Origin of the sequence: Maribacter vaceletii, from assembly GCF_003634105.1 — a bacterium.
In the GTDB taxonomy this organism is placed as follows: Bacteria; Bacteroidota; Bacteroidia; order Flavobacteriales; family Flavobacteriaceae; genus Maribacter_B; species Maribacter_B vaceletii.
Window position 1 is genome coordinate 1,545,871 of record NZ_RBIQ01000007.1, and the last position, 25,795, is coordinate 1,571,665.

The window sequence follows — 25,795 nt, forward strand, 5'->3', positions numbered from 1 at the left end:
TTTATAGGGTATAAGTTCCGTTTTTCTTTAAATAGTTCACTAATCCACCTTCTTTTAAAATTGCAATCATTATATCTGGCAATTTGGTAGCAGCGTATGTTTTATTAGCAGAAAGGTCTGTAACTTTTCCATTTTTTAAATCTATAGATAGTTCTGCTCCTTTTTGAATATTGTGTTTGCCAATTTCTAAGACAGGTAGTCCAATATTTATTGCGTTTCTAAAGAAAATACGAGCAAAGTCTTCTGCAATAACAACAGAAACTCCTGATTGTTTTAGTGCTAAAGGAGCTTGTTCTCTAGAAGAGCCACAGCCAAAGTTTATACCAGCAACCAAAATATCTCCCTGTTGTACAATTTTATTAAAATTAGGGTCTAAATCTTCTAATACATGATTAGCTAAGGTTGATAAATCTAATGTTTTGGTATATTTTCCTGGGATGATACGATCGGTATCAATATGATCACCATATACATGTGCTTTCGCCTCTATTTTAGTATTTATTGTGCTCATATTATATAAGGTATTTTTTAGGGTTCACTATTTTTCCTTCAATTGCAGATGCAGCTACAGTAGACGGGGCGCCTAAGAAAATATTAGATTTTGGGTTTCCCATTCTACCTCTAAAATTTCTATTGGCAGCAGAAATTACTACTTCTCCATCTGCAGGTACTCCTTGGTGTGTACCAACACAAGGGCCACAGCCAGAAGTTATTAAAGATGCTCCTGCTTCTATTAAGGTGGTCATAGACCCATTACTAATAGCATCTAATAATACACTTTGGGATGCTGGAGCAATAACCATACGTACATCTGGATGTATTTTCTTGCCTTTTAATATTTTGGCAGCTATATTAAAATCCTCTAAGCGTCCGTTACAACAGGTTCCAATAAAGGCATAGTTAATTTTTGTTCCTTCGTAGTTAGAAATATTATGTACATTATCTGGAGATTCTGGAGCACTAACTTGAGGTTCTAAATCAGAAACATCAAAATCAAAAGTTTTAATATATTCCGCGTCATCATCCGGTGTAATTCCACTAAAATCATAGTCTAACTCTAAACCTTTAGGATGAACTATTCCAGTTTTTGCACCCATTTCTGAAGACATATTAGCAATAGTCATTCTACTAGCAAGACTTAACCCTTCAAAAGCTTCACCACAAAATTCAATGGCTTGGTAGGTAGCTCCGGAAACGGTTATTTTACCCACTAAGAATAGAATTAAATCTTTAGCAGTAACACCATCTTGTAATTTTCCGGAACAATGAACTTTTATAGTTTGTGGCACTTTTAACCATATTTTACCGGTCATCATAACGGCTGCTAAATCTGTAGATCCTACTCCACAAGCGAATGCATTTAAAGCGCCATATGTTGGAGTATGAGAATCTGCACCTACAAAAATATCTCCCGGTTTTACATATTGGTTTTCTACCATTACTTGGTGGCATATGCCTTCTCCAATCTCAAACAATCGCATGCCTTGTTCTTTGGCAAAATCGCGCATCATTTTATGGAGATTTGCTATGCGTTCATTAGGAGATGGTGCAGCATGATCTATAATTAAGGCACATTTTTCTGGGTTAAAAACCTTTTTTCCACCCATTGCTTTAAATGCCTTAATAGTTAAGGGGCCAGTAGTATCACTAGCCATACAACCATCTACATCACTAATTACAAGTTCACCAGCATAAACTTTATTACCTACATGGTTAGATATTATTTTTTCTGAAATTGTCTGTCCCATTAGTTCATTTTAATGTCTTTGTTATTTAATAATTGGTATAACTGTCCTGGTAATTTATTTCCTATGGTAGTTTCCAATTCTCTACTAATTTCAGCTATCTTGTTAATGTCTATACCTGTTTTATAACCCATTTGGTGTATCATATGTACACTATCTTCGGTAGCTATATTGCCAGTAGCATTTTTAATAAATGGACAGCCACCTAGACCTCCAAATGCAGTGTCAAAAATTTGAACTCCAGCTTCTATTGCAGCATACAAATTCGCATAACCTTTATTTTCTGTATTGTGTAGATGTAGAACTACAGGAATATTACCTGCTTTTTCTACAACTTTTTGCATCAGATTTCCTAACTGTTTAGGATTTCCCATTCCTGTAGAATCTGCAAGAGCTAGTTCATCTATTCCAGTATCCAAATGATGGTCAACCATATCTAATACATGATTTTCATCTATAGATCCTTCATATCTACATCCAAAAGCACACTGAATACCACCACGAACAGTTATATTATTTTGTTTGGATAAATTAACCATGTTACGAAAAGCCTTTTTTGCTTCGGAAAGTGTTAGTCGTGCATTTTTTTGACTATGTGTATCACTTGCAGATATAGAACAAGAAAGATGATTTAGTCTAGCAGCAATACCACGTTCTACTCCTTTTACATTTAAAACTAAACCGCTATAAATAACATCCGATTTTTTAACTAATTGTTTACAAAGTTCTTCTGCATCTGCCATTTGTGGAACTAGCCTAGGGTGTACAAAAGAAGCAACTTGAATGCGTTTAACACCAGCATTCACTAACTGGTTTATATAATCCAGTTTCTTTTGCGTAGGAATAGTTTTAGATAGGGTCTGAAAACCGTCTCTTAAACCCTGTTCTTCTATAATAATGTGTCTATTATTCATATAATAAATAGTAACAACTAAATTAGTTAACTAAGTTAACTAATTTTATTGAAACAGCCTATTTTAAAATGAAAAAGTAGGTTTTGAATGAAAAAAAATTAAGTTGTATGTAGTATGTTTTGTATAATAATAAGCTAATGTGCTAAAAATTAGTTAACTTAGTTAACTAATTGATATTCTAATTAAGAAATAGTTTTATGAGAGCTATTTAAAAATATTTAAAATGATGAAAATAAGAAATCCATATACTGGAATTTATGATTATAATTTAAAGACTGATACTATAGCTGAAATTCAAGATAAATCAAAAGAACTCAGAAATAATAAAAAGGCTTGGCAAAATGCTGGGGTAGTATATAGAGCACAAATTCTTCAAAAGTGGAAGAAGAGTATAGAAAAATATGAAGAAGAAATTGTATTAGCTTTAAGTGAAGATACTGGTAGAAATTATATTTCTAAATATGAAGTAAAAGGTATTTTAGGGATGATAGATGGTTGGTGTTATAAAGCCCCGTTAATTATGAAAGAAATAGAACCACGCCCCTCTGTTTTTGACCCAGCGGTAAAAATTGTAGAAAAAAGAGTCTCTTTTGATTTAGTAGGTGTAATAGGACCTTGGAACTTTCCTATAACACTTTCTCTTATAGATACTATACCGGCACTAATGGCTGGTTCTTCGGTTTTATTAAAACCAAGTGAAGTTACACCAAGATATTTAGATCCTTTGGAGAAAAGTATAAAAGAGGTTCCGGAATTAGATGGGGTATTAAAATTAGTAAGAGGAGGAGCAGAAGTTGGCAAAGAAGTTGTAAATAGTACAGATGCTATTTGTTTTACAGGGAGTGTTGCTACTGGTGAGCATATTGCCATGGCATGTGCAAAGCGTTTAATTCCTGCTTTTTTAGAATTAGGAGGAAAAGACCCAGCAATAGTTTTGGAAGATGCCGATTTGGAAATTGCAACCGATGCTGTTTTACGTTCTGCAGTAGGAGCAACAGGGCAAGCATGCCAATCTTTAGAAAGAATTTATGTGCAAGATAAAATTTATGATGACTTTTTAAAATTATTAATTAAAAAAGCAGAACAGGCTACATTAAATACCGAAGAAAAATCTAAAGGGCAAATAGGTCCTATTATATTTGAAAAGCAAGCAACAGCAATTCAAGACCAAATAAATGATGCAAATAATAAAGGAGCTACTGTGCATTGTGGCGGTAAAATAGAAAATCATAATGGAGGATTATGGTGTAGACCAACAGTTTTGTCTAATGTAAATCATACCATGAATGTGATGTCCCAAGAAACATTTGGACCACTAATACCTGTAATGTCTTTTTCTACAATAGAAGAGGCAATAACGTTGGCAAACGATTCTGAATTTGGATTATCTGCATCTTTATTTTCTAGTAATACGGATGTAATTAATAAAGTGTCTTTTGAAATTGAAGCAGGTGCAATTAGTATAAATGATGGAAGTTTAACAAATAGGATTTTTGATGCAGAGAAAAATGCCTTTAAAAAATCTGGTTTAAATGGTTCTAGAATGGGAGATGCTGGATTATTAAGGTTCTTTAGAAAACGTACATTGCTTATCCAGACAGGAAAACCACAGAGCATAAAAGATTTTGAAGAAATAAAGTTGTAAAAATCAGCTTATCAAGATTAATTTAGAAACAAAAAAACATGGACATTGTCCATGTTTTTTTGTTTTAAAAAGAGTAATAAAATTAAAGACACCTTGAAAATCATAAACAAGATGTCTTTAGCACTAATTAACTCAAAAAAATAATTTTAGAATGTATACCCTAAGGTAAATAATACCCTTTTTGGGTTTTGGAATACTGCAGAAGATATTCTTCCTATACCATCTGGATTAGCTTGCAACTCTCTTAAACTAGCATCTCCATCCTGTCCGCCAACTACAAGTTGTCTTGCATTAGCGCCATCGAAAAGGTTCTTAATACGCATGCTAATTTTTAATTCATCTGTGCCTAATGGGAATGTATAATACGCACCAAGATTGTATTCAGACATTGTAGGAAGTTCAACAAGATTTAATACATCTGCATAAGCTCCTGAGTATGTTACACCTCCAAAATCTGCACCCCATCTATCTGTACCATATCCAATATTTAAATTATAAATGGTAGAAGGTCTATTTTGCGCCTTTAATCCACCAATATCAAAGGCTTGTAAGCCATTTTCGGTAGTAACAAGATTAAGCCCATATATGTTATCAGGATCTGTGCTAGAACTTAATGGTACTAAGAATTTTTTATATTCAGAATTAGAAAGTGTTACCGCTCCCCTTAATAAAAGCCCTTTTATCGTTTTTGGTGTATATACTGCGGAAAGTTCTCCACCAAAGATTTTATTAGAACCAGCAGGTTCTTCTACCCATTCACCAAGATCACCATTGAAAATAGTTGCGGTTCTATTGTCTATAGTAGTATTGAACATGGTTATATCTAAAGTTAAATCACCTAGACCTGCTCTATAACCTATTTCTAGATTATTAACAATTTCATTTTCATCTGGTAAAATAGTTGTCAAGTTAATAGAACCTGGTAATGAAAACGCTCTAACATAATTGGCATAAATAGCAGAAGATTCTCCTAATAAATAATTAGCACCTATAGAATACGATAAATCATTAAATTTTAATTCGTTTTCTTCAAATGTAGCAGGATCGTAATCAACACCTGTTAGTCTTATTTCTTGTGGATCATTGTTGAATCTAGTTTTTAACCAATCGTAACGAAAAGAAACGTTAACACTTAATTTTTCGTTAAATACCATTTCATCTCCTATAAAAAAGGCTGTACTTGTTTCCTGTCTATTAGAAGAAGTATTAGAAACATAAGAAGTTGGTGGTAAGGAAGGGTCGCTAAAAGATCCATTAGAAAAACCAAAAGCACTTGCTACGTTTGGATTTCTAAAGGTTACGTTTGTTCCATATATGAAATTTAAACCCAAACGATCTCTTTCTGCTGTGCTATAATACACACCTCCACTAATATTATGCTCAGCGTTAGCTCCTTTAATTTGCTTAGAAATTCTATGTTCAGTAATCCAATCTCTATTTTGGTTATCTGCTGCACCATTAAATCTACTTACTGTTGTGTTTACGTCATAAAAAGTAGAGAAGTTAAATTCATTTATATCTAGATATTTAAAATCATTATATCTAAACCTTTCATTCCAGAACCATCCGTTTCCTAAATCAATATTAAAATCTACTCCAACAGTCGTACCTATTGTTTTTTCTTTATTTCGTCCTGGATTATCTCTAAGAGCAACACCATTAGCATCAGTAGCCGTAGAAGTATCAAAGAAAGCATTTCTTACCCCAATTTCACCAAAAACTGTAGTAAGGTTTCCTGCATCATTAAAAAATGTGTTAGCTGGGTGCCAGCCTTCTAATATTTTGCCGTTTTCTAAATCCCAAGGACCATCTGTTATGTTTTGAAATTGGTTGTTAAAAGTACTTCCATATACACGAATGGAAGACGTTTCTGTAATAAGCCAATCAAAATTAGCTCTAATTTGGGCTCCTCTATCTTTAGCAAACTGCTCCTTAACACCAGAATCTTCTAAAACATAACCACCTATATTATAACGAATCTTTTCAGTAAGAGGCCCATTAAAATTAAAATCTGCTCTAAAATCTACTTCATCTTCAAATTGGTGACCTTCTCTAGAATTATTGCTATACTTTGTTAAAGAAAAAGACCCTTTATGTTCCGTTCCTCCAACTTTAGATATTATATTTATTGCACCAGCTGCTGCAGCTCTACCAAAAAGAGTTGCTGCAGCACCACGTACTACTTCAATAGTTTGAACACTTGGGTCAATACCAAAGAACTCTTGGGTCCCACCAGTTAATGCTTGGGTACCTGTAATAGGTAAACCATCAATTAAGGTAGTAGTATAACTTGATCCCCCCGGAAAACCGCGAATATTAAATCCACCTTTTCTACCTTGGGTTTCATCAATGGTTATACCTGGTGTATTTTGAATTGCTTCAGAAAATGATTCAGGCTTTAAAATATTTAATTCCTGAGTACCAATAGTATTAATTGCTGTTGTAGCTTGTAGTTTTCTTACTGGTTTCCTAGTAGAGGATACAACAACTTCATTTAAAAGACTTACATCTTCTTTAAGTTGAACATTAGCTACTGATCCGCTTACCTCAACTTTCTTTCGGCCAAAACCAATATAGGAGAATATTAAAACATCTCCGTTTGCTGCTTGTATGCTATACATACCATTGTCATCAGTTACTACACCATTAGAGGTGCCTTGTTGCTGTACTGTTGCTCCTAAGATTGGAACATTGTTGTCGTCTGTTACTTTTCCTGTTACTGTTCCTTGGGCAAAAGCTCCTGCCGAACACAGTAAAAAACTAAGGAAACAAATCAAATGTGAAATTTTGTACGTTTTCATAGGTGTTTAATTATTAGTTCAATTTAGTTAGTTTAACATAGTGTTTTTGGTAGTTCTCGCCTTTTCTATAGATGTGTTTTTAACAGATTGGGCTTTAAATTCTTCACCAATATAATAATTAATAATGTTAATTGTTAATTAAATTAACTATTTTTTCAAAAAAAATTGAATTTTGTTATTTTTGAGTTAAATTTTTAGAAATATGTAATTTTTGTTGCGTTTATTTAAAAATTAATCAATGTACTGCAGATTGTGTTGCTAATAACATATAAAATTTAGGCATATATATATTAAGGTATAATTTTTTATTTTTAAATAGTTTATACAGTATACTTTTAAAAGTAAATTTAATTAAATCAATAAACTATTAACTAAGTTAACTAATTTTTTTTGTAGTTTAGAGCTTACTAAAAATTAGTACAAGCGTTTAGTATGCTTAATATAATTTAAATTATAGATATGAGACTTATTAGTAGTTTATTCCTTGCCTTTTTTATTTTTATGGGTTGTAAAGATGAAAAACAATTAGAAACCCAGAAAGAGGAAAAAGAAGTATTACATCCTTCTCAAGATAAAAAATCTTACAAACATGCTCCAGAACCTCTTAAAACATGGGTAAATGCTAGAGCTGGAACAGGAAAACCAGTACACTGGATAGCAGAGGGTAGTGTATATGAATACCCGTCTGGAAAAAAACTTTTTGGTATGATTGGTTTTGATAGCTCCACCATAATTTGGCCAGAAGAAGAAAATGGTAAAATAACCCATTTAACCAGAAAAACTTTTGCGTATACAGATCCAGAGACAGGAGAGGTTATTACAGAGTACAATGGTAATAAAGTAGAGCCAATTGCATATCCTTACCAAATGATAACTTATAGATTAGAAAACAACAAAATTTTTGGTGATGTAGAACAAGGAGTAGGAGAAAGAGTACAACAAATTAAAGCTAAAGAAGGTATTCCTTATAGAAAAATGGGAAATACATTTGTGTACAATGCTTCTGTTTTTTTAGATTTTCCTTTGCCTTCAGGAACTCAATATCAAGCATGGGAAAATTACGATTTTTTTATACATCCAGAGGCTACTGTAGAGGAGCCACATCAAATGAGTTGGCAGCGTTATGGCAAATTACCAAAATGGGCTGGTGATGGTCATGCTATTATTCAACTATATTCTTGGCGGGTAGAAAGCCATGAAGAATTTCCTTCAAATCTTTTAAATTGGGCAAAAGAAGTTAAACCTAAATGGCTTAATCCTCCAAAAGATGTAGCAGAGATAAGAGCGCTACAAAAAGGTAAAGCTGGTGCTGGTTGGGGAAGGTAATTCTAATTGCTTTTTTATGTATAAAGCAAAAAACTAATTTACAATTTAACTGAAAAATAAAACATCATGATTAAGCAGCAAGAAATTAGAGGAGTTTATGAATCATGTATAGGGGTTCCCGATCTTATAGCGGCAATTGCATTTTGGAACCAATTTGGTTACCGAATTGTAGATCAAGGCGAATTATCTGCAGAAAGCGCAAAAAAACTTTATAATGTTAACTCAAAAGTTAAGTCAGTTCAATTACAACATTTAGATAGTGATCATAGTTTTATACGATTAATGCAATGGGATAAACCAACAAATAAAGGTATAGGTTATACTGCTAATCTCCGTTATAACGGTGGTAGATGGGGTGTGTTATTAACAAAAAGTGTTCTTAATATTTTAAACCATGTAGAAGATGCTATTGCTAAAGGAGATTTATGGTCTTTTATTATGCCGCATTGGTTACAGGTGTATCAAATGGAAAAAGGAAAACCATTTTTTGATAGACCACTTGGCGTTAGAGAAGGAATTGCTTTACACCCTTATTGCAGATTAGCAATTTTTGAAAGATATAATTATGAAAAACCGACTTATGGTAATATAGATGAAAATTCTTTTTTAAAATCTAGTCAATTTACACATCATGGAATCTTATTGCGTACAGATGACATTAGTTCATTAAAATTCTATGATGAATGTCTTGGTTTGTTAAGACAAAAAGAACAAAATTTAGGAGGAAAACCTACTTGTTCATCTGGTAACCAACAGACTTTTGGTCTTAGCAGTTCTGAGGTTTATAGTATTCATGATTTTGATGACCCAAGATCTTCTTTAGATGTTAAAGGTCATTTGTCTGGGCGTTTAAAAATTGTTAGAATGTACACTTCTTCAGAAATGAAAGATGTTCATGACCTTTCTCGACCGGGTTCCCTTGGAATGTCTCTTTTAACTTATCAAGTGAGAGATATTGAAATGTATAGAAAAAAGGTTATAGAAGGTGGAGCTACTAATGTTACAGAAATCTATGAAAATGAATTTAAAGAACCCAGTATTTCATTTAATTCCCCTGATGGATTGACATGGAATTTAGTTGGGAATTTAATATAATTCGCCATGTAATTATAAAGTGCAGATAAGTTTAAATATAGAGTTAGGAGTACTTCTAAAACTGATGATTCTAGTTTAACAACCTTTGCAGATTACGATTTTCATGATTTAGATAAGATAAAAGATTAATTTTTAGTAAAAAAGCCCTTGTTTATATATGAACAAGGGCTTTTATATTCACATATTTTAGGTGTAAAATATTGATAATAAGTAGAAATGGGAAGTAAAAATACTTTTATTAAAAATATTTTTTTTAAAATAAATTTAGTTAACATAATTAATAGTTAATAATATTAATTAAAATTTATTATCTTTAGACGGTATTTAACATACTCAATATTAAGGCTATGAATGAAACAGTAAAAGCTAACGATTTAGAATGGGGTCAAGAGTTACAAGAATGGATAGCATCTTTAGATGAAGTTATTCAAGATTTAGGAGATGAACAGGCTGCAAAACTTATACGCCGTTTACGAGCATTCGCAATTAAAAAAGGAGTAAAACTGGCTGGGGAAGCTCTTAACTCTCCGTACATAAATACTATAAACGTAAAACACCAGCCTCCATACCCTGGAGATACGGTATTAGAAACTAAAATAGAAAATATTAATCGCTGGAATGCTATGGCAATGGTATTACAGGGGTATGATAGTGGAGCAGGTGTAGGAGGGCATATTGCCACCTACGCATCGGCAGCTAGTATGTACGAGGTTGGTTTAAATCATTTTTTTAGAAAAAAATCGGAAGATTATGGAGGAGATTTAGTCTCTTTTCAGCCGCACGCCGCACCTGGAATATATGCAAGAGCATTACTAGAAGGACGTTTAACAGAAGATAATCTTAAAAATTTTAGAAGAGAACTACAAGCAGAAGGTGGTTTACCATCGTATCCGCATCCAAGAAGAATGCCATCTTTTTGGGAAATACCTGCAGCCTCAATGGGACTTATAGGGGTAAGCGCCATATACCAAGCTCGTTTTCAAAAATATTTAGAAAATAGAGGATTAAAAGAGAAAAAAGGAGGTAAAATTTGGGCATTTGTTGGGGATGGAGAAATGGATGAACCAGAAACTCTTGGAACTTTAAATATTGCCGTAAGGGAGCAGCTAGATAATTTGGTGCTTGTAGTAAATTGTAATTTACAGCGCTTAGATGGCCCTGTTCGTGGTAATGGAAAAGTTATTCAAGAATTGGAAAGAAGCTTCTTAGGAGCAGGTTGGAATGTTACTAAGGTAATTTGGGGAAGCGAGTGGGATTCTTTAATAGAAAGAGATCATAAAGGTATTTTGGTAGATAGAATGAATGAAGCCTTAGATGGCGATTACCAAATGTACTCTGTGTTGCCAGGAGATGAAGTTCGTAAGCATTGGATAAAAGATAACCCAGAGTTAGAACAATTAATGCAATCTTTATCTGATGAAGAAATAAGAACTATTAGACGTGGAGGGCATGATTATAAAAAAATATTTGCAGCATTTGATAAAGCAGCAAAACCAAATGGAAAGCCTAGTGTAATACTTATGAAAACCTTAAAGGGGTATGGCATGGGAGATTCTGGTGAAGGAAAAAATACGACGCACCAGAAAAAAAGCATGACGGCAGATGAACGTATAGACGCAGCTGCAAGATTTGGTATTCCAATGAGTAAAGAAGATGCTGCAAAAGCTAAATTTTATATACCATCTCCAGATAGTCCAGAGATTAAATACCTTAAAGAAAAAAGAGAAGCTTTAGGAGGGTATTTACCAGAGCGTAAAGATGAAAGTATTACAATAAAAACTCCCGGAGACGATTTGTTTGGCGAGTTTTATGAAGGTACAGGAGATAGAGAGGTTTCTACCACTATGGTTTTGGTAAGGTTAATCACAAAACTAATTCGTCATGATGGTATTAAAGAATATATAGTTCCTATTATTCCGGATGAGGCAAGAACTTTTGGTTTAGATGGCCTTTTCCGTTATGCAGGAATTTATCAGCCTAAAGGGCAATTATACAAACCAGTAGATGCTGGTAGTGTTTCGTATTATAGAGAAAGTGTAGATGGTCAAATACTACAAGAGGGTATTTGTGAAGCTGGTGCAATAGCTTCTTTTATGGCAGCAGGTTCTGCTTATGCGATGCATGGCTTGCCAATGATTCCTTTTTACGTTTTCTATTCCATTTTTGGTTTTCAGCGTGTGGGAGATATGATTTGGGCATGTGGAGATATGCTTTGTAAAGGTTTTTTAATTGGAGGAACTTCAGGAAGAACAACTCTTAATGGTGAAGGAGTACAACACCAAGATGGACATTCACATATGCTTTCTAGTGTAGTTCCAAATATGAAAAGTTACGATCCTTCTTTTGCTTATGAATTGGCGATTATAATTAAAGATGGTATTTATAGAATGTATGAGATGCAAGAAAAAATCTTTTACTATATCACGGTAACTAACGAGAATTACACTATGCCAGTTATGCCTAAAGGTGTAGAAGAAGGTGTAATTAAAGGAATGTATCGCTATCAAAAATCAACAAAAAAATCTAAAAGAAAAGCACATTTAATGGGTAGTGGTTCTATAATGAGTCAGGTTTTAGAAGCAAAAGAGCTATTAGAGAGCATGGATATTTCTACAGACATTTGGAGTGTTACAAGTTATACAGAGCTGCAACGAGAAGCTTTAAATGCAGAAAGAGAAGCGTTATTATCTACAGCAGAAAAGAAGCCTAAATCCTATATAGAGACAATATTAGAAAAGGAAACTGGTGTTTTTGTTTCCGTATCTGATTATATGAAATCTTGGGGTATGGGTATCTCTAAATGGATGCCAGAGGCATACCATGTTTTAGGGACAGATGGTTATGGTTTAAGCGAATCTAGAACCGATTTAAGAGACTATTTTGAAATTAGTCCTAAGTACATTGCTTTAGCAGCACTTCAATTACTAAGAAAAGAAGGAGAGGTTACAGCAAAAGAAGTTAAAGATTTTATTAAAGCACAAAATATTGACAGTGCTAAAATTAACCCTGCATTGTAATAAAGTAAAATTCTAGACAGATGATTGAATTTAAATTACCATCCTTAGGAGAAGGCATAGAAAAAGGAACTATAATTTCTATTTTAGTAAAAGAAGGGGATACCATAGAGGCAGAGCAATCTTTAATAGAGGTTGAAACAGATAAAGTAGTTGTAGAAGTACCCGCAGAACAAGGGGGTGTAATAACTTCTGTTTTAGTTGCTATAGGTGATGAAATAGGAGAAGGAACACCTTTTTTAAAGTTGGCAGGAGGCGATACTTCCGAAACTAAAGAAGAAAAGAAAGTAGATAAAGAGGAAGAAACCAAAGCAAAAGAGGAGCCAGCAATACAAGAGCCAGCTGTTTCGGTTGCAGCACCAGTTGTTGCATTACCTAAAATAGAGGTGGAGACGCAGCTTAAAAAAGGTTTTAGAGCATCTCCCTTAGCAAGAAAAATGGCAAAAGAAATTGGCATTAATTTGGCTGATGTTCCATTAACCAGAGAAACAAAAAGGATTTCATTACAAGATGTAAAAGATTTTGCTAAGCAATTAAATGAAGGTAGAACAAAAGGAGTAGGAACTATGAACACCCCAGATTTACCAGACTTTAGTAAATGGGGTAGTATTTCTAAAAAACCTCTCTCAGGAATATCGCAAGCTACAAGTAAAAACATGAGTGGATCTTGGTCTGTTATTCCACATGCTTGGTTACAAGAAAAAGTAGATATTACTAATTTAGAAGCTAAACGTCAACAGCATAAAATTGCTATAAAAGAAAAAGGAGGAGCATTAACAATTACTAGTATTTTGGTAAAGGTGGTTGCCAAAGCATTAGAAAGTTATCCTATTTTTAATTGTAGTTATGATGCCAATGCTAATGAAATAATCTATAAAGAGTATATAAATGTTGGCGTAGCCGTAGACACAGATAGAGGACTTTTGGTGCCAGGGTTAAAAAGCCCAAATACTAAAAGTATTAGCCAAATAGCTATGGAATTAACAGAGGTTTCTACCAAGGTAAAACAAAAGAAAGTTTCTAAAGAAGATTTAGAAGGTATTACGTTTACTATTTCTAATCTTGGAGGCATTGGAACTACTGCTATTTTTCCTTTAGTAGCTTTTCCGCAAGTTGCAATTTTAGGAGTTGCCGCTAGTGCAACGGAACCGGTATGGGTAGATGGAGAGTTTAAACCAAGACTACTAATGCCAATTACTATTGGTTTTGACCATAGAATAATTAATGGAGCAGACGCTGCACGTTTTATAAAGCATATTAAAGAGCTTTTAGAAGATTGGTTTTTATTGAGTTTATAGTAATTTAAAAAAGAGTAAAATGACCCTATTTTTAATTTTAAAGTATTTTCATATTCTACTATTTGTATTTTGGTTAGGGACAGATATGGGAACTTATTATTCTAGCAAGTTTGTAATAAACCCAAAGCTTAGTGCTCCGCAACGAGCAACTGCATTACAAATTTTATTAGGGTGTGATTTGGGTCCCCGTATGGCTATGCCTTTAATAATGCCAACAGGTATTCATATGGCGAGTATAATGGGAGTTGTAAAAGTTAGTAACCTTGGACTTGGATTACTATGGGGAGGAGCGTTACTTTGGCTGTTTTTAGTTTTAAAAGTCCATTTTGGAAAAGATGAAGAGCAAAAAAAGAATCTAAAAGAAATAGATTTTTGGATACGTCCTATCATTGTATTTGGAGTATCTGTTTTTGCCATATATTCCTTATTTGTTCCAACATATATTATAGCGCCCTGGATATCGTATAAACTATTAATTGTCTGCGCATTAATACTTTTTGGTTTAGGCATAAGATACCAGTTAGGCATATTTACACCTGCATTTGTGAATCTAATGCAAGGAAAAAATATAGAGGAATCTAATGCTATTATGAAAACCAGAATGGATAAATGCTTACCTTACGTTTATGGTATTTGGATTGGTTTATTACTTAATGCTGCTTTTGGAGTACACTTAATATAAGACAAACATGAAACATAAAACCATAAGAGGCTATATTAGATACACCAGTAAAAAACCAGAAAGATTAGACAAAGAGAGGGGACGAGAGTTTTTTACTATTACAACACAGAGTGATGCAAAAGTAGTTATGCAAGCACATTGCGAAATAGATGACGCTCCTAATGTTGTACGCGATGTTGTTTTGGCAATGGAAAAAGACGGTACGCCTTTAGATTGTAGTGTTCGTTTATCTGTAGGGAATCAATTTGAAGGCTCAGGATGGTTTCGTATTACACCTTCTTATGCAGAGTGCGAAATGATTAACCGTAGTGATGGCCGTATTTCTCAAAAAATAGAAGTTACTACGCCTGTGCGTTGGTTACAAGCACATCCTATTGTTGGCGACGGTATTTTAATGAAAGCTTATGATATATCTAAAGGACCAGGCAAACAGGTGTTAAAAGATTTTATGCTAACATCTCCAGACCATAGAGGGGCTACTGGGCCATTGCTTTTTAAGATGACTAAGATGAGTATTGAATATATTGGAGAGGAAGAAATTACTATTGCGGCTGGTACTTTTAAAGCGCGTCATTTTGCTGTGGGAGATACTGCAGGGAGTCTTTTAGAGGAGCATCCTCCTTACCATGTTTGGGTTACTGCAGATGAGGATTATCTTTTTTTAAAAGCAAATGCGGCAGGGTATATGCAAACACATTATGAACTAGAGAGTGTGGAATATTTTAATTAATTTATTCTTTTTAATGAAAATTATAAAAGCTGTTTTTTGATGTAAGAAGCATAATCTTCTAATATTTTTTTTCGGTCTTCATCACTAATCCTAGAAGCACCATATGCAACAAAATCTGGAAGTACATCAAAACCAATTAGATTAAAAATTCCTTGATGTATGTTTTTTAGAATATCAGTAATAGTTCTTTTATGTGCACCATTTTTGGAATAAAAATCAGCAGGGCTTCCAGTTGTTATACTAAGCAATGCTTTTTTATTTTTAAAGCGACCTTCCTTGTAAAATCCATATTCTCCTCCATAAGCAAAACCATATGCTAAAACACGGTCTACCCAACCTTTTAAAATAGCGGGCATACCAAACCACCATAGAGGAAAGTTAAAAATAAGAACATCGGCCTTAATCAAGAGTTCCATTTCTTCTCTTATTTCATCTGAAAATAAATTATTTTGATGTGCATGTATTTGCTCCGAAGCATATTTGTAATAGGAAGCATCGGAAGTCTTTTTAAAATCGTGTTTACCGCCAATAGGGTTAAAATCTTTTTTATATAAATCTGAAATAGTCACGGTATGCCCTTCTCTTTCAAAAGTAGATGTAGCTGTATTTGCTAGAGCGGAACAAAAGGAATCGGGGTTTTCGTGAGCGTGAATTATTAGAATATTCATAAGGGTTATTTTATTTTAGCTAAAGAGAAACAACAACTTTACCGCAACTTTTACCTTCTAGTAGGTATTTAGACGCATCTATAATAGATTCAATTCCATTAAAGACAGTGGGGTCAACTTTTATTTTAATTTTTTTCTGTTGGTATAAATTAAATAAATAATTACGTGCTTCTGGGTGTTGTTCTTTGTACAAATGATTCATAAAACAACGAACCGAAGCTCCTTTCCAATAGATGCTTTCGTATACTCTTGGTCCGGTAATTTGTTCAAACTCAGGAGCAGTTAACTCTGTAGCTAAACCACTAACTACTAAACGGCCTAAAGGAGCTAAGTTTTCTAAAAAAGCATCGAACATATAACTACCAACAGAGTCAAAACCAACATCAATTTTATTGGCATATTCTTTTTTAAGTACTTCCGAAATAGTTTCTTTTTTATAGTTAATAATTCTATCGCAAGAATTAAGGCTTTTTAATAATTCTACTTTTTTATTATTACCACAAATAGCAACTACATGACAGTTTTTTTGTTTAGCAAGTTGAACAACAATATGTCCTAAACCACCAGAAGCTGCAGAGACTACTATAGTTTCTCCTTCTTTTAATTCTGCGGTGTTTTTTAAAGCTAAATACCCCGAAACCCCAGTAGGATTCATAGTTAAATATTCTGGTGAAGCTTCTGGAATTTTAATAGCATCTTTTTCTAATACAACTTGATATTCCTGGTAAGCAGTACCAACTTTTACTGTGGAAATTGCATCTCCTATTTTTATATTTTTTACAGCTGTACCAATATCAGAAACTATCCCAACAGACTCTACACCAAACACGTACGGAAATTGAACATTTATATAAGGCACTTTTCCTTTATAAAGTTCCCTGTCATAAATAGCATTAATACCAATAAAAGTGTTCTTAATTAAAACCTCGGAGCCTTTTAATTTGGGAATGGGAGATTCTATTATAGTACTAGCCTCATGAATAGATTCTGAAAATTGTTGTAATACAAGTTGTTTGTTTAGAACCATAAGTAAGTTATTTTAGAATAAATAGACTGTCTGGCAAGTTTTCGTTTACTTCAAAGTCTTTCCAAATAACTTCATTAGCTATTTTTTTATCATAAAAAAGTTCTACTCTTCCTGCTTGTAGCCAGGAATACTCATCTTTACTAAAGAATTCGGAGTACTCCCTATGATGCCATCCACGAGGGGTGTTAAAAGCTACTTTTACTATTTTAAAATCTTCCTTATCAATACCAAAGAAAGTTTCTCCTTTATTTGGGTCTGTAACTTGTATAGTATATGCTGGCTTTGTTTTTACAGTATCATCTGGCATAATTTTTAAGGAGTAGCCTTTGTCTAGAGCATGGCGTATTGCTCCATACCCAAAATTAGATGCCCAACGGCTATCTGCTGCAGATTTTTCTTGTTTTCCGTTAAGGTCATATGTGTTTTCGCCATCATAGCTAACCATAAAAACTGGGGTGCTATCTCTAAAAGATTCTATGCGTACTTTTCCGTTTGCTTTATGTGCAGCATTTTTTGTTTCTGCAAATTTACGCCACATATTATGAGTTTCATGAGTTACAGGTTTTCCTTCATAATAGAAAATTCCATATCCTTTTAGAGTTAAACTTTTAGGTTTTTGCCAAAATGTACCGCCTGCTTTTTTATGTGCTTTTTGCATTATTTGCGTTGCAGTTAGCGGTTCTATAGTTTTAGTTTCTTTTTTTTCTTTACAACTAGATAAAAATGCTATAGCCAAAGAAATTAGTAAGAGTAATTTTTTCATAAATTGTAGTTTTATTTACAAGGTTGTTCTTTAAGGTTAATTGTTGGGCCTTTATCATGTACGCCAAAAACAGGGTTTCCATCACTATCTGTAGCAGTATCTTCTAATAATAAAGCGTCTTTTCTTAAGATTAAGGTTTCATTTAGGTATACTTGTTTTCCAAATCTATCTGAGTAATAATTACATTCATTTTTCTTTAAATACCCTTTAAAAAAAGAGTCCTCTTTTTTCCAAAAAACATCACATCCTGGTTTAAGAAAAAAATCCTCTTCTGTTAAATCTTCAAACACTTCGGAATTTAGATGGCCGTTTTTGAGTTTCTTAGGCTCTTTAGGGGTGTAAATTCTTAGTCTAATAGCTTGTTCTTTTTCAACAATCTCAAAAGCATATATTCTTTGACGGTATAAATCATTTAAATCATAATGTTGAGATTGTTGTGCGTAAAGTGTTCTTCCGGGAATAAAAGGAAGTTCTACTTCATGGAATATATGATGTGTTTGTCTATGTTTTTTTTCGGCATCTATTTTAGTGACAGCCTCTTTATAGACTTGTTGATGATTGTCATACTCTCCAGGAAACCATGCTAATAAGGTATCTAAGTCCTGTTGTAAGTTGTTATAACCACTTTTTTTGGAAGAGTTAGTATTACTATTTTTTGTTTTTGAAGCACTAATTAGAGTACTTACAAGAAGTAAAAAGAAAATTGTTTTATATTTTTTCATATGATTTATTTGTTATTAAATATTGGTTGTATTCTAGGGATAAAAACCATTATAAGTAATGCCGATATAATATGTAAAAACGCTACTATAACAAAGACCGGAGAATAAGAAATAGTGTCTACTAGCCAGCCAATAATTGGGGTAAAAAGCATGGCGCCAAAACTACCTGCAGAACCAGTAATACCCCAAACGGAAGCAGCATCTTTTTTGGAAAAAACATCAATTGGTAAAGTAAATAAAGAAGATTGTTTAAACTGCGTAGCAAAAAGTGAAATACTAATAAGTGTAATAGCAATGTATGGAGACTCTACGTATAAACAACCTAACACAGGAACAACTAAGATAGCACCAACCCATAACACCCATTTTCTAGAAGCATTTAAGGAAAACCCTTTGGATATTAATTTTTCACCGGTCCAACCACCAACAAAACTTCCAATATCTGAAAAAAGAAAAGGTATCCAAGCAAACATTCCAATTTCAGTTAAACTAAAACCCTTTTCATCTGCTAGCCATGATGGTAGCCAGAAAACAAAAAAATAAAATGCACCGTCTGATACAAACCTTGCTAATGCTAAACCCCAGACTTCTTTATATCTAAAATAATGTACCCAAGGCAATTTTTCCTTTGTTTGTTCTAGTTCCTTTTTCCCTTGAATTAGCTTTAATTCTTCTTTAGATATTTTAGGATGTTGTTCAGGTTCATAGTAAATCCAACGCCATAAGAGTAGCCAAAAAAATCCTAGAGCACCAGTTACTACAAATGCCATTTTCCAGCCAAAAGAGATAATAAGCCAGGCTAATAAGGGAGGAGCAATAATAGCACCTAGACCAGGGCCCATATTTACAATGCCAACAGCTTTAGAACGTTCTTCTTTTGGGAACCATTCCGATATTGCTTTCATGGCTGCAGGATAATTACCAGCTTCGCCAATGCCTAATAAAAATCTAAAAATTCCAAGACTTAACATTCCACTTCCAAATGCGTGCAGCATATTCGCAATGGACCACCAAACAATAGCGATAGAAAACCCTTTTTTTGTACCTAAAACATCTATTAATCTTCCAGAAATTATTTGCATAATGGTATATGCTAATAAAAAAGAACTAACAATCCAGCTATATTGTTCGTTAGATAAATTTAAATCTTCGCGTATAACTGGAGCGGCAACAGAAAGTGCTTGTCTATCAATATAATTTATAGTTGTAGCTAAAAAAATAGTAGCAATAATCCACCAGCGAATATTTTTTGTGGCTTTCATTATTTAGGCTATTTCTTCTCTACATCAAAATTTCTGTATTTTCCTAGTAATAGTAAAGGAAAAGAGCCTACTAAAAATGCCATCATAGCATAGTGTAAAATAGAATCGTAACTACCGGTAGATGCAAAAAATTTACCAAAAATTACTGGGCCAAAACCTGCTCCGAATGCAAAAAAACCATATAAGAACCCATAAATTGCAGCGTAATTCTTCATTCCAAAATAACGGGAAACTAAATAGGCCATAAGGTCATATTCTACACCGGCTCCAAAACCTAAAATTACTACAGCAATGAGTGCATTGGCATAAGTTAAATCAGCTCCTTGCAAAATATAACAGGAAATAGCTGGAATACTCAACAAAATAAAAGCAACGGCAGGAGCCCAGAAACGGTCTAGTAAGTATCCGCCTATTAATCGTCCCATTAATACAGAATACCCAATAACACTTGCTAAAATAACAGCATCTCCAGTGTTAAAACCTTTATTTGAAAGCAAGTTTTCTAAATTTGGTATTGGTCCTCCAACAGCAAAGGATATAAGAATAAAACAAAATGCAAGTAACCAGAATTTCCAATCTTTAAAGGCTTCTTTTACGGTCATTCCAGATTTGGTAGTGGTAGCATGGCTGGGAACTTCATCTTTTAATTTCTTTAATTTTTTAGCAACTTTAGGATCATCAATATCTCTAAAAAAGAAATAGGCTAAAGGTAAAGCAATAAGTATAGGGAGTAAGCCAACCCCTAAATAAGCTGTTTTCCAATCAAAATTTTCAATTAAAGAAAAAGCAAATAGTTTGGCAAAGGCACCAAATAATCCAGTTCCTAATAAAGAAAGCCCAAGTGCTAAACCTCTATTTTCATTAAACCAATTGTTTATTACTCTTGTCCAAGTCATAGGCAAGGTTCCTGCACCTGCAAAGGCCATTACACCCCACAAAGTATAGTATAAAACCTTTGATCCTGTATTTAAACTAAAAGCAATAAAAGAGATTCCAAACAATAATAAAGATAACATGGCAGTTTTTCTGGCACTAACTTTATCTGCAATATATCCAATTAAAGGACTGGCTATTAATGCTGATAAGGTAAAAACGGTAAGCCCTCCCATTACAGTATCCATGCCCCAACCAAAATTTTTAGATAAAGGAATTGCAAAAACACCAATAGTATAAAATGGTAATGGCGACATACCTAAACCAATTCCAAAAGTTGATGAAAGGATAACGGGCCAGCCAAATTTAAATTCTTTTAGGTTAGAAAAATTCATAGTTTATCTATTTAATTAGTAGTTCATTTTTTATTTTTAAAAGTCTTTTTTGATTAAAAAATTACTCAATTTTAATCAAAAGAAGGTAATAATGACTATTTTTTTTGATTTTATTATATTTTTTTAATCATGCTAATTTTGGGTTTAATTAACTGAAAATTAATATTTTAGGTTTATTTTTGATGTCTTTTTTAATGCTGCTAGACCTAAAATTATTTATAAATTTAATAATTAAGTATGTTAATTATTAATAAAATTAACTATTTTTATGAGGTAAATGCAAAACACCTGACATTTAAATAAATTAATTATGAAGAATTATGAACTAAAATTATTTCCTAAGCACACAGGAATTTGGGAAGGAACATATAGAAGGATAGGAGCAGATGGAATTCTTATAGATCAATGGAAAAGTAGACTAACAATTAGATTTTTACCAGATGGAAGATACCATCAAGTTAATCAATATTTCTGGGAAGATGGATTTGAAGAATGTTTAGACTTTGGAATAAATAGTTTTAATGATAAAGGAGAGCTAATTTTTGAAAATCCAAGATTATCAGGAAAAGCATGGGAAACAGGTAGGAGTGTGGTTCTTATATGGGACTATAAACACAGACCAGGAATGACTCTTTTTGAACAAATAGATTTAATAGGTAATGACGATCATAGAATAAGAGTTTGGAAATGGTCTGAAAAAGACACCTTCAATGGAGTAACCATGATTGAAGAGCGTAAAGTTGCTACAGAAGAAGAAATAGACCCTCAATTCTGGGTAGACCTTCCTAACAAAAGAACAAACGGACAAGCTTCAAGATCTGATAGTTAATATTTAACATCAGCTAATAAAATTTAAAATACTCATAATATGGGAATGACCATTACTGAAAAAATTATGGCCCGCAATAGCGGAAGAGACCATGTAGTGCCTGGGGAATTAGTGTGGACAGATGTGCATACAGTAATGACAATGGATTACCTTGGTAAAACTTGTTTTGATAAATTTAGATCACTTGGTAAAACTGAAGTGTTTAATAAAGATAGGGTAATATGCGTGTCGGATCACTTGGTTCCTCCCCCAAACCAAAAATTTGCCACTATGTTAAATGAGTGGCGAGAAGTTGTAAAGCAACATGATATTACTAATTTTTATGATTTAGGAAGACAAGGAATTGCACACCAAATTATGGTAGAGCAAGGCCATGTACTCCCTGGAACTATAAGTATTGGGACAGATTCTCATGCGAATACATATGGTGCCGTAGGTGCAGTTGGTAATGCAATAGGAGTAACGGATGCTGCTGTGGCTATGGCTACAGGAAAAGCATGGTTTAGAATCCCAAAAACAGTAAAGTTTCATGTTACAGGAAAGTGGCAACCGTGGGTAATGGCAAAAGATTTAAGTCTTCATATTATGGGGATGATGAATTGGAATGGACATCTATTGTATAAATCTATAGAGTTTACAGGACCAGCAATTGAAAGTTTAAGCATGGCAGGTAGAATGACGCTATGTAATATGACGGTTGATTTAGGTGCAAAAAATGGAATTATAGCTCCAGATGCAATAACTCAAAGATATTTAAAAGATAGAGCTATTGGAGATTGGGATATGATTGCTAGTGATGAGGATGCAGAATACGATCAAGTATATACTATCGATATTTCCGATTTAGGACCAACAGTTGCTATGCCAGGAAAGTTAGATGATACAGTGCCTGTAGAGAAACTTATTGGAACTAAGTTTAATAAGGCATTTGTAGGTACATGCACCAATGGTAGGTTAGAAGATATTGCAACAATCGCAAAAATCTTGAGAGGGAAACAAGTACATAGAGATGTAAATATGATTTTAGTACCAGCTAGTCAAACCGTTTATTTACAAGCATTACGAGAAGGATATATAGAGACTTTAATAGAAGCAGGAGTAGCCGTAGATACTCCAAGTTGTGCGGCATGCGCAGGAATACATACGGGTGTTGCTGGTGATGGTGATATAGTTCTTAGTGCAGGAAATAGAAACATGACAGGGCGTATGGGAAGTAAAAAAGCAGAAATTTATTTAACATCGCCAAGTGTGGTTGCAGCATCTGCTTTAACAGCAGTAGTTACAGACCCAAGAACTCTTAGTGTATAAATAAAAGATATATGAAAAGAAGGTCCTTTATACAAAAAACAGGAATAGTTGGTTTGGGTTTAGCTATAACCCCTTTAGCATGTACTAATGCTTTAGATACCGAAATTCTTATTTTGGGTGGAGGTTTATCTGGTCTTTATTTAGCATACTTACTAGAAAAAGAAGGAAGAGATTATATATTATTAGAAGGCAGTAATAGAATTGGCGGAAGAATGTTTACGCGCAAGGATATGGATAGAGATGTGGGTGGAAAAGGTGTGGGAGATGGTTATGCAGAAGTTATGTCTCTTATAGAGGAACTTAATACAGAAATGATAGATATAACGGATTATATGAATTCGCCTACGGCAATTTATAAAGACGGTGTATTGCATAATACTTGGGACAGTAAAGAGCCAAACCCAAGAATGCTACAATATATAGCATTTGGAAAAGAAAAAAAACTAGACGCTTTAGATGAATGGTATAAAAGACCAGAGTTAGATGAAGTTTATAGTAAAGTTTTAAAACGTAATGGTTTATCTGAAACAGAAATAGACTTAGTAAATATATCTGCTAACTACAATGATGTGAGAGAAACTTCAGTAATGAATGCGTACCATAGTAGCGCATTTATAAAGTATAACACTTCTAAGAGAGTTCTTAATTTTAAAGGAGGAACAGCTCCGTTTATAGAATCTATAGTAAAAACACTTAAAAAACCTGTTTTAAAGAACAAAATGGTTACCTCTATTGATGATTCAGGAGACAGTGTTTTGGTTACTTGCAGTGATGGTACAAATTATAAAAGTAAAAAAGTAGTTTCTACAATGCCATTTTCTACATTGAGAGATGTAAAAATGAATGTTAGTTTTAATAGCAACCAAGAAAAGGCTATTCAGAATTTAAACTACACCAAAATAACACAAATTCATTTAACACATAGTGCACCTTATTGGGAAGAGGATGGTAGTCCTGCAGCTATGTGGACAGATACTCCTCTAGAACGTGTTATGAATTTAAGTTCTCATAAAGATGAAAAACAAATAGCTTGTTGGGTTAATGGAAAAGGAACCAATTTTTTTGATACTATGTCAGAGAAAGAAGTTGCAGCGTATACCATTAAAAAAATGAATGAGATTCGTCCAGCATCAATAGGAAAAATAGAATATTTAGGAATGCAAAATTGGGGGAAATATAAATATAACAAAGGAGCATATGCAGAGTTTGGTGTAGGGCAAGCTTCTTGGTTTGAAGATATGATAAAACCCGCAAGCAATTTACATTTTGCAGGAGAACATACAGCCCATATGTCTAGAGGTATGGAAGCGGCAGCGGAATCTGCCAAAAGAGTATTTTTTGAATTAATAAATTAAAATAAAAAACAATGATAAAAGGAAAATGTTGGGTAGCGGACGATTATGTAATGGCCTACGATATTATCATTCAAGAATATTGGACATCTGCAATAGACCCTGAGGAAAATAGTAAGTGGGTAATGGCAGGGGTAAAAGAAGAGTTTAATAAAGAAAATGCCTTTAAAGATCAAGGGTTTACTTTTATTGTAGCTGCTCATAATTTTGCAGGAGGAGGTAAATCTATAGAGCACGTAATTACTGGTCTTATGGGGTCAGGAATACAAGCAGTATTCGCTACAAGTTTTGCAAGGTTGCAGTTTCGTAATGCTATAAATTACGGACTACCATTTGTTACTTGTGATGATATTGATAAAGGATGTGAAACAGGAGATGAGTTAGAGTATAACCCAGAGACAGGTATTATTAACAATATTACTAAAGGCACCTCTTTCCAATCTGTACCTGCTGCTCCTTTCGTAGCGGAGGTAGGTGCGGCTGGCGGACTAATGAATTACGTTCGTGAAAAAATTGCAAAAGGAGAACCAATAGAATAGTGGTATGAAAGAGAATAAACTAAAAAAGAGAATTGAAGAAAATAAAGTAGGTTTTGGAGTTATTTCGCCTACAATAGATCCTACTATATGTGAGTATATTGGTTTACTAGGAATGGACTTTTATATGATAGATGGGGAGCATGGAGCAATAACGGCTTCAGATATTACCAATATGGTACGTGCCTGTGAACTTAGAGATACAACACCTTTAGCAAGAATAAGAAGTGTAGATACAAAGCTTATTTTACAGTATATGGATGCAGGTGTAATGGGAGTCATGATGCCAACTATTGATAATGTAGATGATGTAAAAAAATTGGTAGAGGCTGTAAAATATCCGCCAATAGGAAAAAGAGGGTTAGGTCCTGTAAGAGCTGCAGATTATATGCAAGGCCCTATGAGTCAAGCAGAGTATGTAAAGTTCGCTAATAAACAAACTTTAGTATTGCCACAAATAGAAACTATGGAATGTGTAAAGAACCTTCCTGAGTTATGTAAGATTGATGGTGTAGATGGTTTTATTATTGGTCCAAGAGATTTGGCAATGTCTATGGGGTATTATGATGGGCCAGGGCATGACGAAGTTAAAAAAGTACTAGATAAAATATTTGCTACCATTTTAGAATCTGGTAAATGGTTTGGTACAGTAGCCGGTAATGCAGCACAAGCAGAAGGATTAATAGAAAAAGGAGCTTCTTTTATAATGAACTCTGTTCAAGGATTTATAAAAGTTTCTGGAAATGCTTTCTTAGAAGCAAGAAAATAATTTGTAGTATAAGTACTACAAGTATATATTCCATGTTATTA

22 protein-coding genes are annotated in these 25,795 nt (G+C 33.5%); 12 read left to right on the forward strand and 10 right to left on the reverse strand.

The genetic code is table 11. The annotated features are described in order from the left end of the window. Nucleotide 1 precedes the first annotated feature (1 nt). Genes CLV91_RS06350 through CLV91_RS06360 form a run of 3 tightly spaced genes read right to left on the reverse strand, consistent with a single transcriptional unit; the run spans nt 2 to nt 2,659 of the window. Nucleotides 2-511, reverse strand: coding sequence for a 3-isopropylmalate dehydratase small subunit (locus CLV91_RS06350; protein WP_121065080.1), 510 nt, complete (start codon nt 509-511; stop codon nt 2-4). A 1-nt stretch (nt 512) separates the two neighbouring features. Then, nucleotides 513-1,748, reverse strand: a complete 1,236-nt coding sequence (locus CLV91_RS06355; protein ID WP_121065082.1) for a 3-isopropylmalate dehydratase large subunit — start codon at nt 1,746-1,748, stop codon at nt 513-515. Continuing rightward, a complete protein-coding gene (locus tag CLV91_RS06360; RefSeq protein WP_121065084.1) occupies nt 1,748-2,659 on the reverse strand; it encodes a hydroxymethylglutaryl-CoA lyase in 912 nt (303 codons plus the stop codon). The genes CLV91_RS06355 and CLV91_RS06360 overlap by 1 nt, the downstream gene beginning before the upstream one ends. Before the next feature lie 223 nt (nt 2,660-2,882). Here CLV91_RS06360 and CLV91_RS06365 point away from each other — a divergent pair, with 223 nt between their 5' ends. Further along, a complete protein-coding gene (locus tag CLV91_RS06365) occupies nt 2,883-4,304 on the forward strand; it encodes an aldehyde dehydrogenase family protein (RefSeq protein WP_211333193.1) in 1,422 nt (473 codons plus the stop codon). A 146-nt stretch (nt 4,305-4,450) separates the two neighbouring features. Here CLV91_RS06365 and CLV91_RS06370 read toward each other — a convergent pair whose 3' ends face one another. Beyond that, the gene (locus CLV91_RS06370) at nt 4,451-7,105 is read right to left on the reverse strand and encodes a TonB-dependent receptor (RefSeq protein ID WP_121065089.1); all 2,655 of its coding nucleotides are present in this window, start codon (nt 7,103-7,105) and stop codon (nt 4,451-4,453) included. A gap of 459 nt (nt 7,106-7,564) precedes the next feature. Between CLV91_RS06370 and CLV91_RS06375 the strand changes: the two genes are divergently transcribed. The 6 genes from CLV91_RS06375 (at nt 7,565) to CLV91_RS06400 (ending at nt 15,250) form a co-directional block, all read left to right on the forward strand. Continuing rightward, a complete protein-coding gene (locus tag CLV91_RS06375; RefSeq protein WP_121065091.1) occupies nt 7,565-8,431 on the forward strand; it encodes a DUF1838 family protein in 867 nt (288 codons plus the stop codon). A gap of 66 nt (nt 8,432-8,497) precedes the next feature. Further along, complete coding sequence (locus CLV91_RS06380) at nt 8,498-9,526, forward strand: VOC family protein (RefSeq protein ID WP_121065093.1); 1,029 nt, start codon at nt 8,498-8,500, stop codon at nt 9,524-9,526. Nucleotides 9,527-9,873: 347 nt separating this feature from the next. Beyond that, nucleotides 9,874-12,543, forward strand: a complete 2,670-nt coding sequence (gene aceE, locus CLV91_RS06385) for a pyruvate dehydrogenase (acetyl-transferring), homodimeric type (RefSeq protein WP_121065095.1) — start codon at nt 9,874-9,876, stop codon at nt 12,541-12,543. Between the two features lie 20 nt (nt 12,544-12,563). Further along, complete coding sequence (locus tag CLV91_RS06390; RefSeq protein WP_121065097.1) at nt 12,564-13,838, forward strand: dihydrolipoamide acetyltransferase family protein; 1,275 nt, start codon at nt 12,564-12,566, stop codon at nt 13,836-13,838. Nucleotides 13,839-13,857: 19 nt separating this feature from the next. After that, a complete protein-coding gene (locus CLV91_RS06395) occupies nt 13,858-14,520 on the forward strand; it encodes a hypothetical protein (RefSeq protein ID WP_121065100.1) in 663 nt (220 codons plus the stop codon). 7 nt (nt 14,521-14,527) lie between these two features. After that, nucleotides 14,528-15,250, forward strand: coding sequence for a DUF3108 domain-containing protein (locus CLV91_RS06400; RefSeq protein ID WP_121065102.1), 723 nt, complete (start codon nt 14,528-14,530; stop codon nt 15,248-15,250). Between the two features lie 20 nt (nt 15,251-15,270). Here the strand turns inward: CLV91_RS06400 and CLV91_RS06405 are convergent, their stop codons facing one another. The 6 genes from CLV91_RS06405 to CLV91_RS06430 are packed head-to-tail and all read right to left on the reverse strand — an operon-like array spanning nt 15,271 to nt 20,960. Continuing rightward, complete coding sequence (locus CLV91_RS06405) at nt 15,271-15,918, reverse strand: NAD(P)H-dependent oxidoreductase (RefSeq protein WP_121065104.1); 648 nt, start codon at nt 15,916-15,918, stop codon at nt 15,271-15,273. A gap of 19 nt (nt 15,919-15,937) precedes the next feature. After that, on the reverse strand, nt 15,938-16,945 hold the full coding sequence (locus CLV91_RS06410) for a zinc-binding dehydrogenase (protein WP_121065106.1): 1,008 nt from the start codon (nt 16,943-16,945) through the stop codon (nt 15,938-15,940). A 7-nt stretch (nt 16,946-16,952) separates the two neighbouring features. Further along, entirely contained in the window at nt 16,953-17,708 is a 756-nt protein-coding gene (locus CLV91_RS06415) for a hypothetical protein (protein WP_121065108.1), read from the reverse strand. Between the two features lie 11 nt (nt 17,709-17,719). Next, nucleotides 17,720-18,430, reverse strand: a complete 711-nt coding sequence (locus CLV91_RS06420) for a chromophore lyase CpcT/CpeT (protein ID WP_121065110.1) — start codon at nt 18,428-18,430, stop codon at nt 17,720-17,722. Nucleotides 18,431-18,435: 5 nt separating this feature from the next. Further along, entirely contained in the window at nt 18,436-19,692 is a 1,257-nt protein-coding gene (locus tag CLV91_RS06425) for an MFS transporter (protein WP_121065112.1), read from the reverse strand. Nucleotides 19,693-19,700: 8 nt separating this feature from the next. Next, entirely contained in the window at nt 19,701-20,960 is a 1,260-nt protein-coding gene (locus CLV91_RS06430; protein ID WP_121065114.1) for an MFS transporter, read from the reverse strand. A gap of 310 nt (nt 20,961-21,270) precedes the next feature. Here CLV91_RS06430 and CLV91_RS06435 point away from each other — a divergent pair, with 310 nt between their 5' ends. Genes CLV91_RS06435 through CLV91_RS06455 form a run of 5 tightly spaced genes read left to right on the forward strand, consistent with a single transcriptional unit; the run spans nt 21,271 to nt 25,754 of the window. Next, entirely contained in the window at nt 21,271-21,789 is a 519-nt protein-coding gene (locus CLV91_RS06435) for a DUF3598 family protein (RefSeq protein ID WP_121065116.1), read from the forward strand. Nucleotides 21,790-21,828: 39 nt separating this feature from the next. Then, a complete protein-coding gene (locus CLV91_RS06440; RefSeq protein ID WP_121065118.1) occupies nt 21,829-23,097 on the forward strand; it encodes a 3-isopropylmalate dehydratase large subunit in 1,269 nt (422 codons plus the stop codon). 11 nt (nt 23,098-23,108) lie between these two features. Then, entirely contained in the window at nt 23,109-24,452 is a 1,344-nt protein-coding gene (locus tag CLV91_RS06445; RefSeq protein ID WP_121065120.1) for a flavin monoamine oxidase family protein, read from the forward strand. 11 nt (nt 24,453-24,463) lie between these two features. Further along, nucleotides 24,464-24,988 (forward strand): 3-isopropylmalate dehydratase small subunit, encoded by a 525-nt coding sequence (locus CLV91_RS06450; RefSeq protein ID WP_121065122.1) that lies wholly within the window; start codon nt 24,464-24,466, stop codon nt 24,986-24,988. 4 nt (nt 24,989-24,992) lie between these two features. Beyond that, nucleotides 24,993-25,754 carry an HpcH/HpaI aldolase family protein gene (locus CLV91_RS06455; RefSeq protein WP_121065124.1) on the forward strand — a complete coding sequence of 254 codons (762 nt, stop codon included), beginning with the start codon at nt 24,993-24,995 and terminating at the stop codon, nt 25,752-25,754. Nucleotides 25,755-25,795 lie beyond the last annotated feature (41 nt).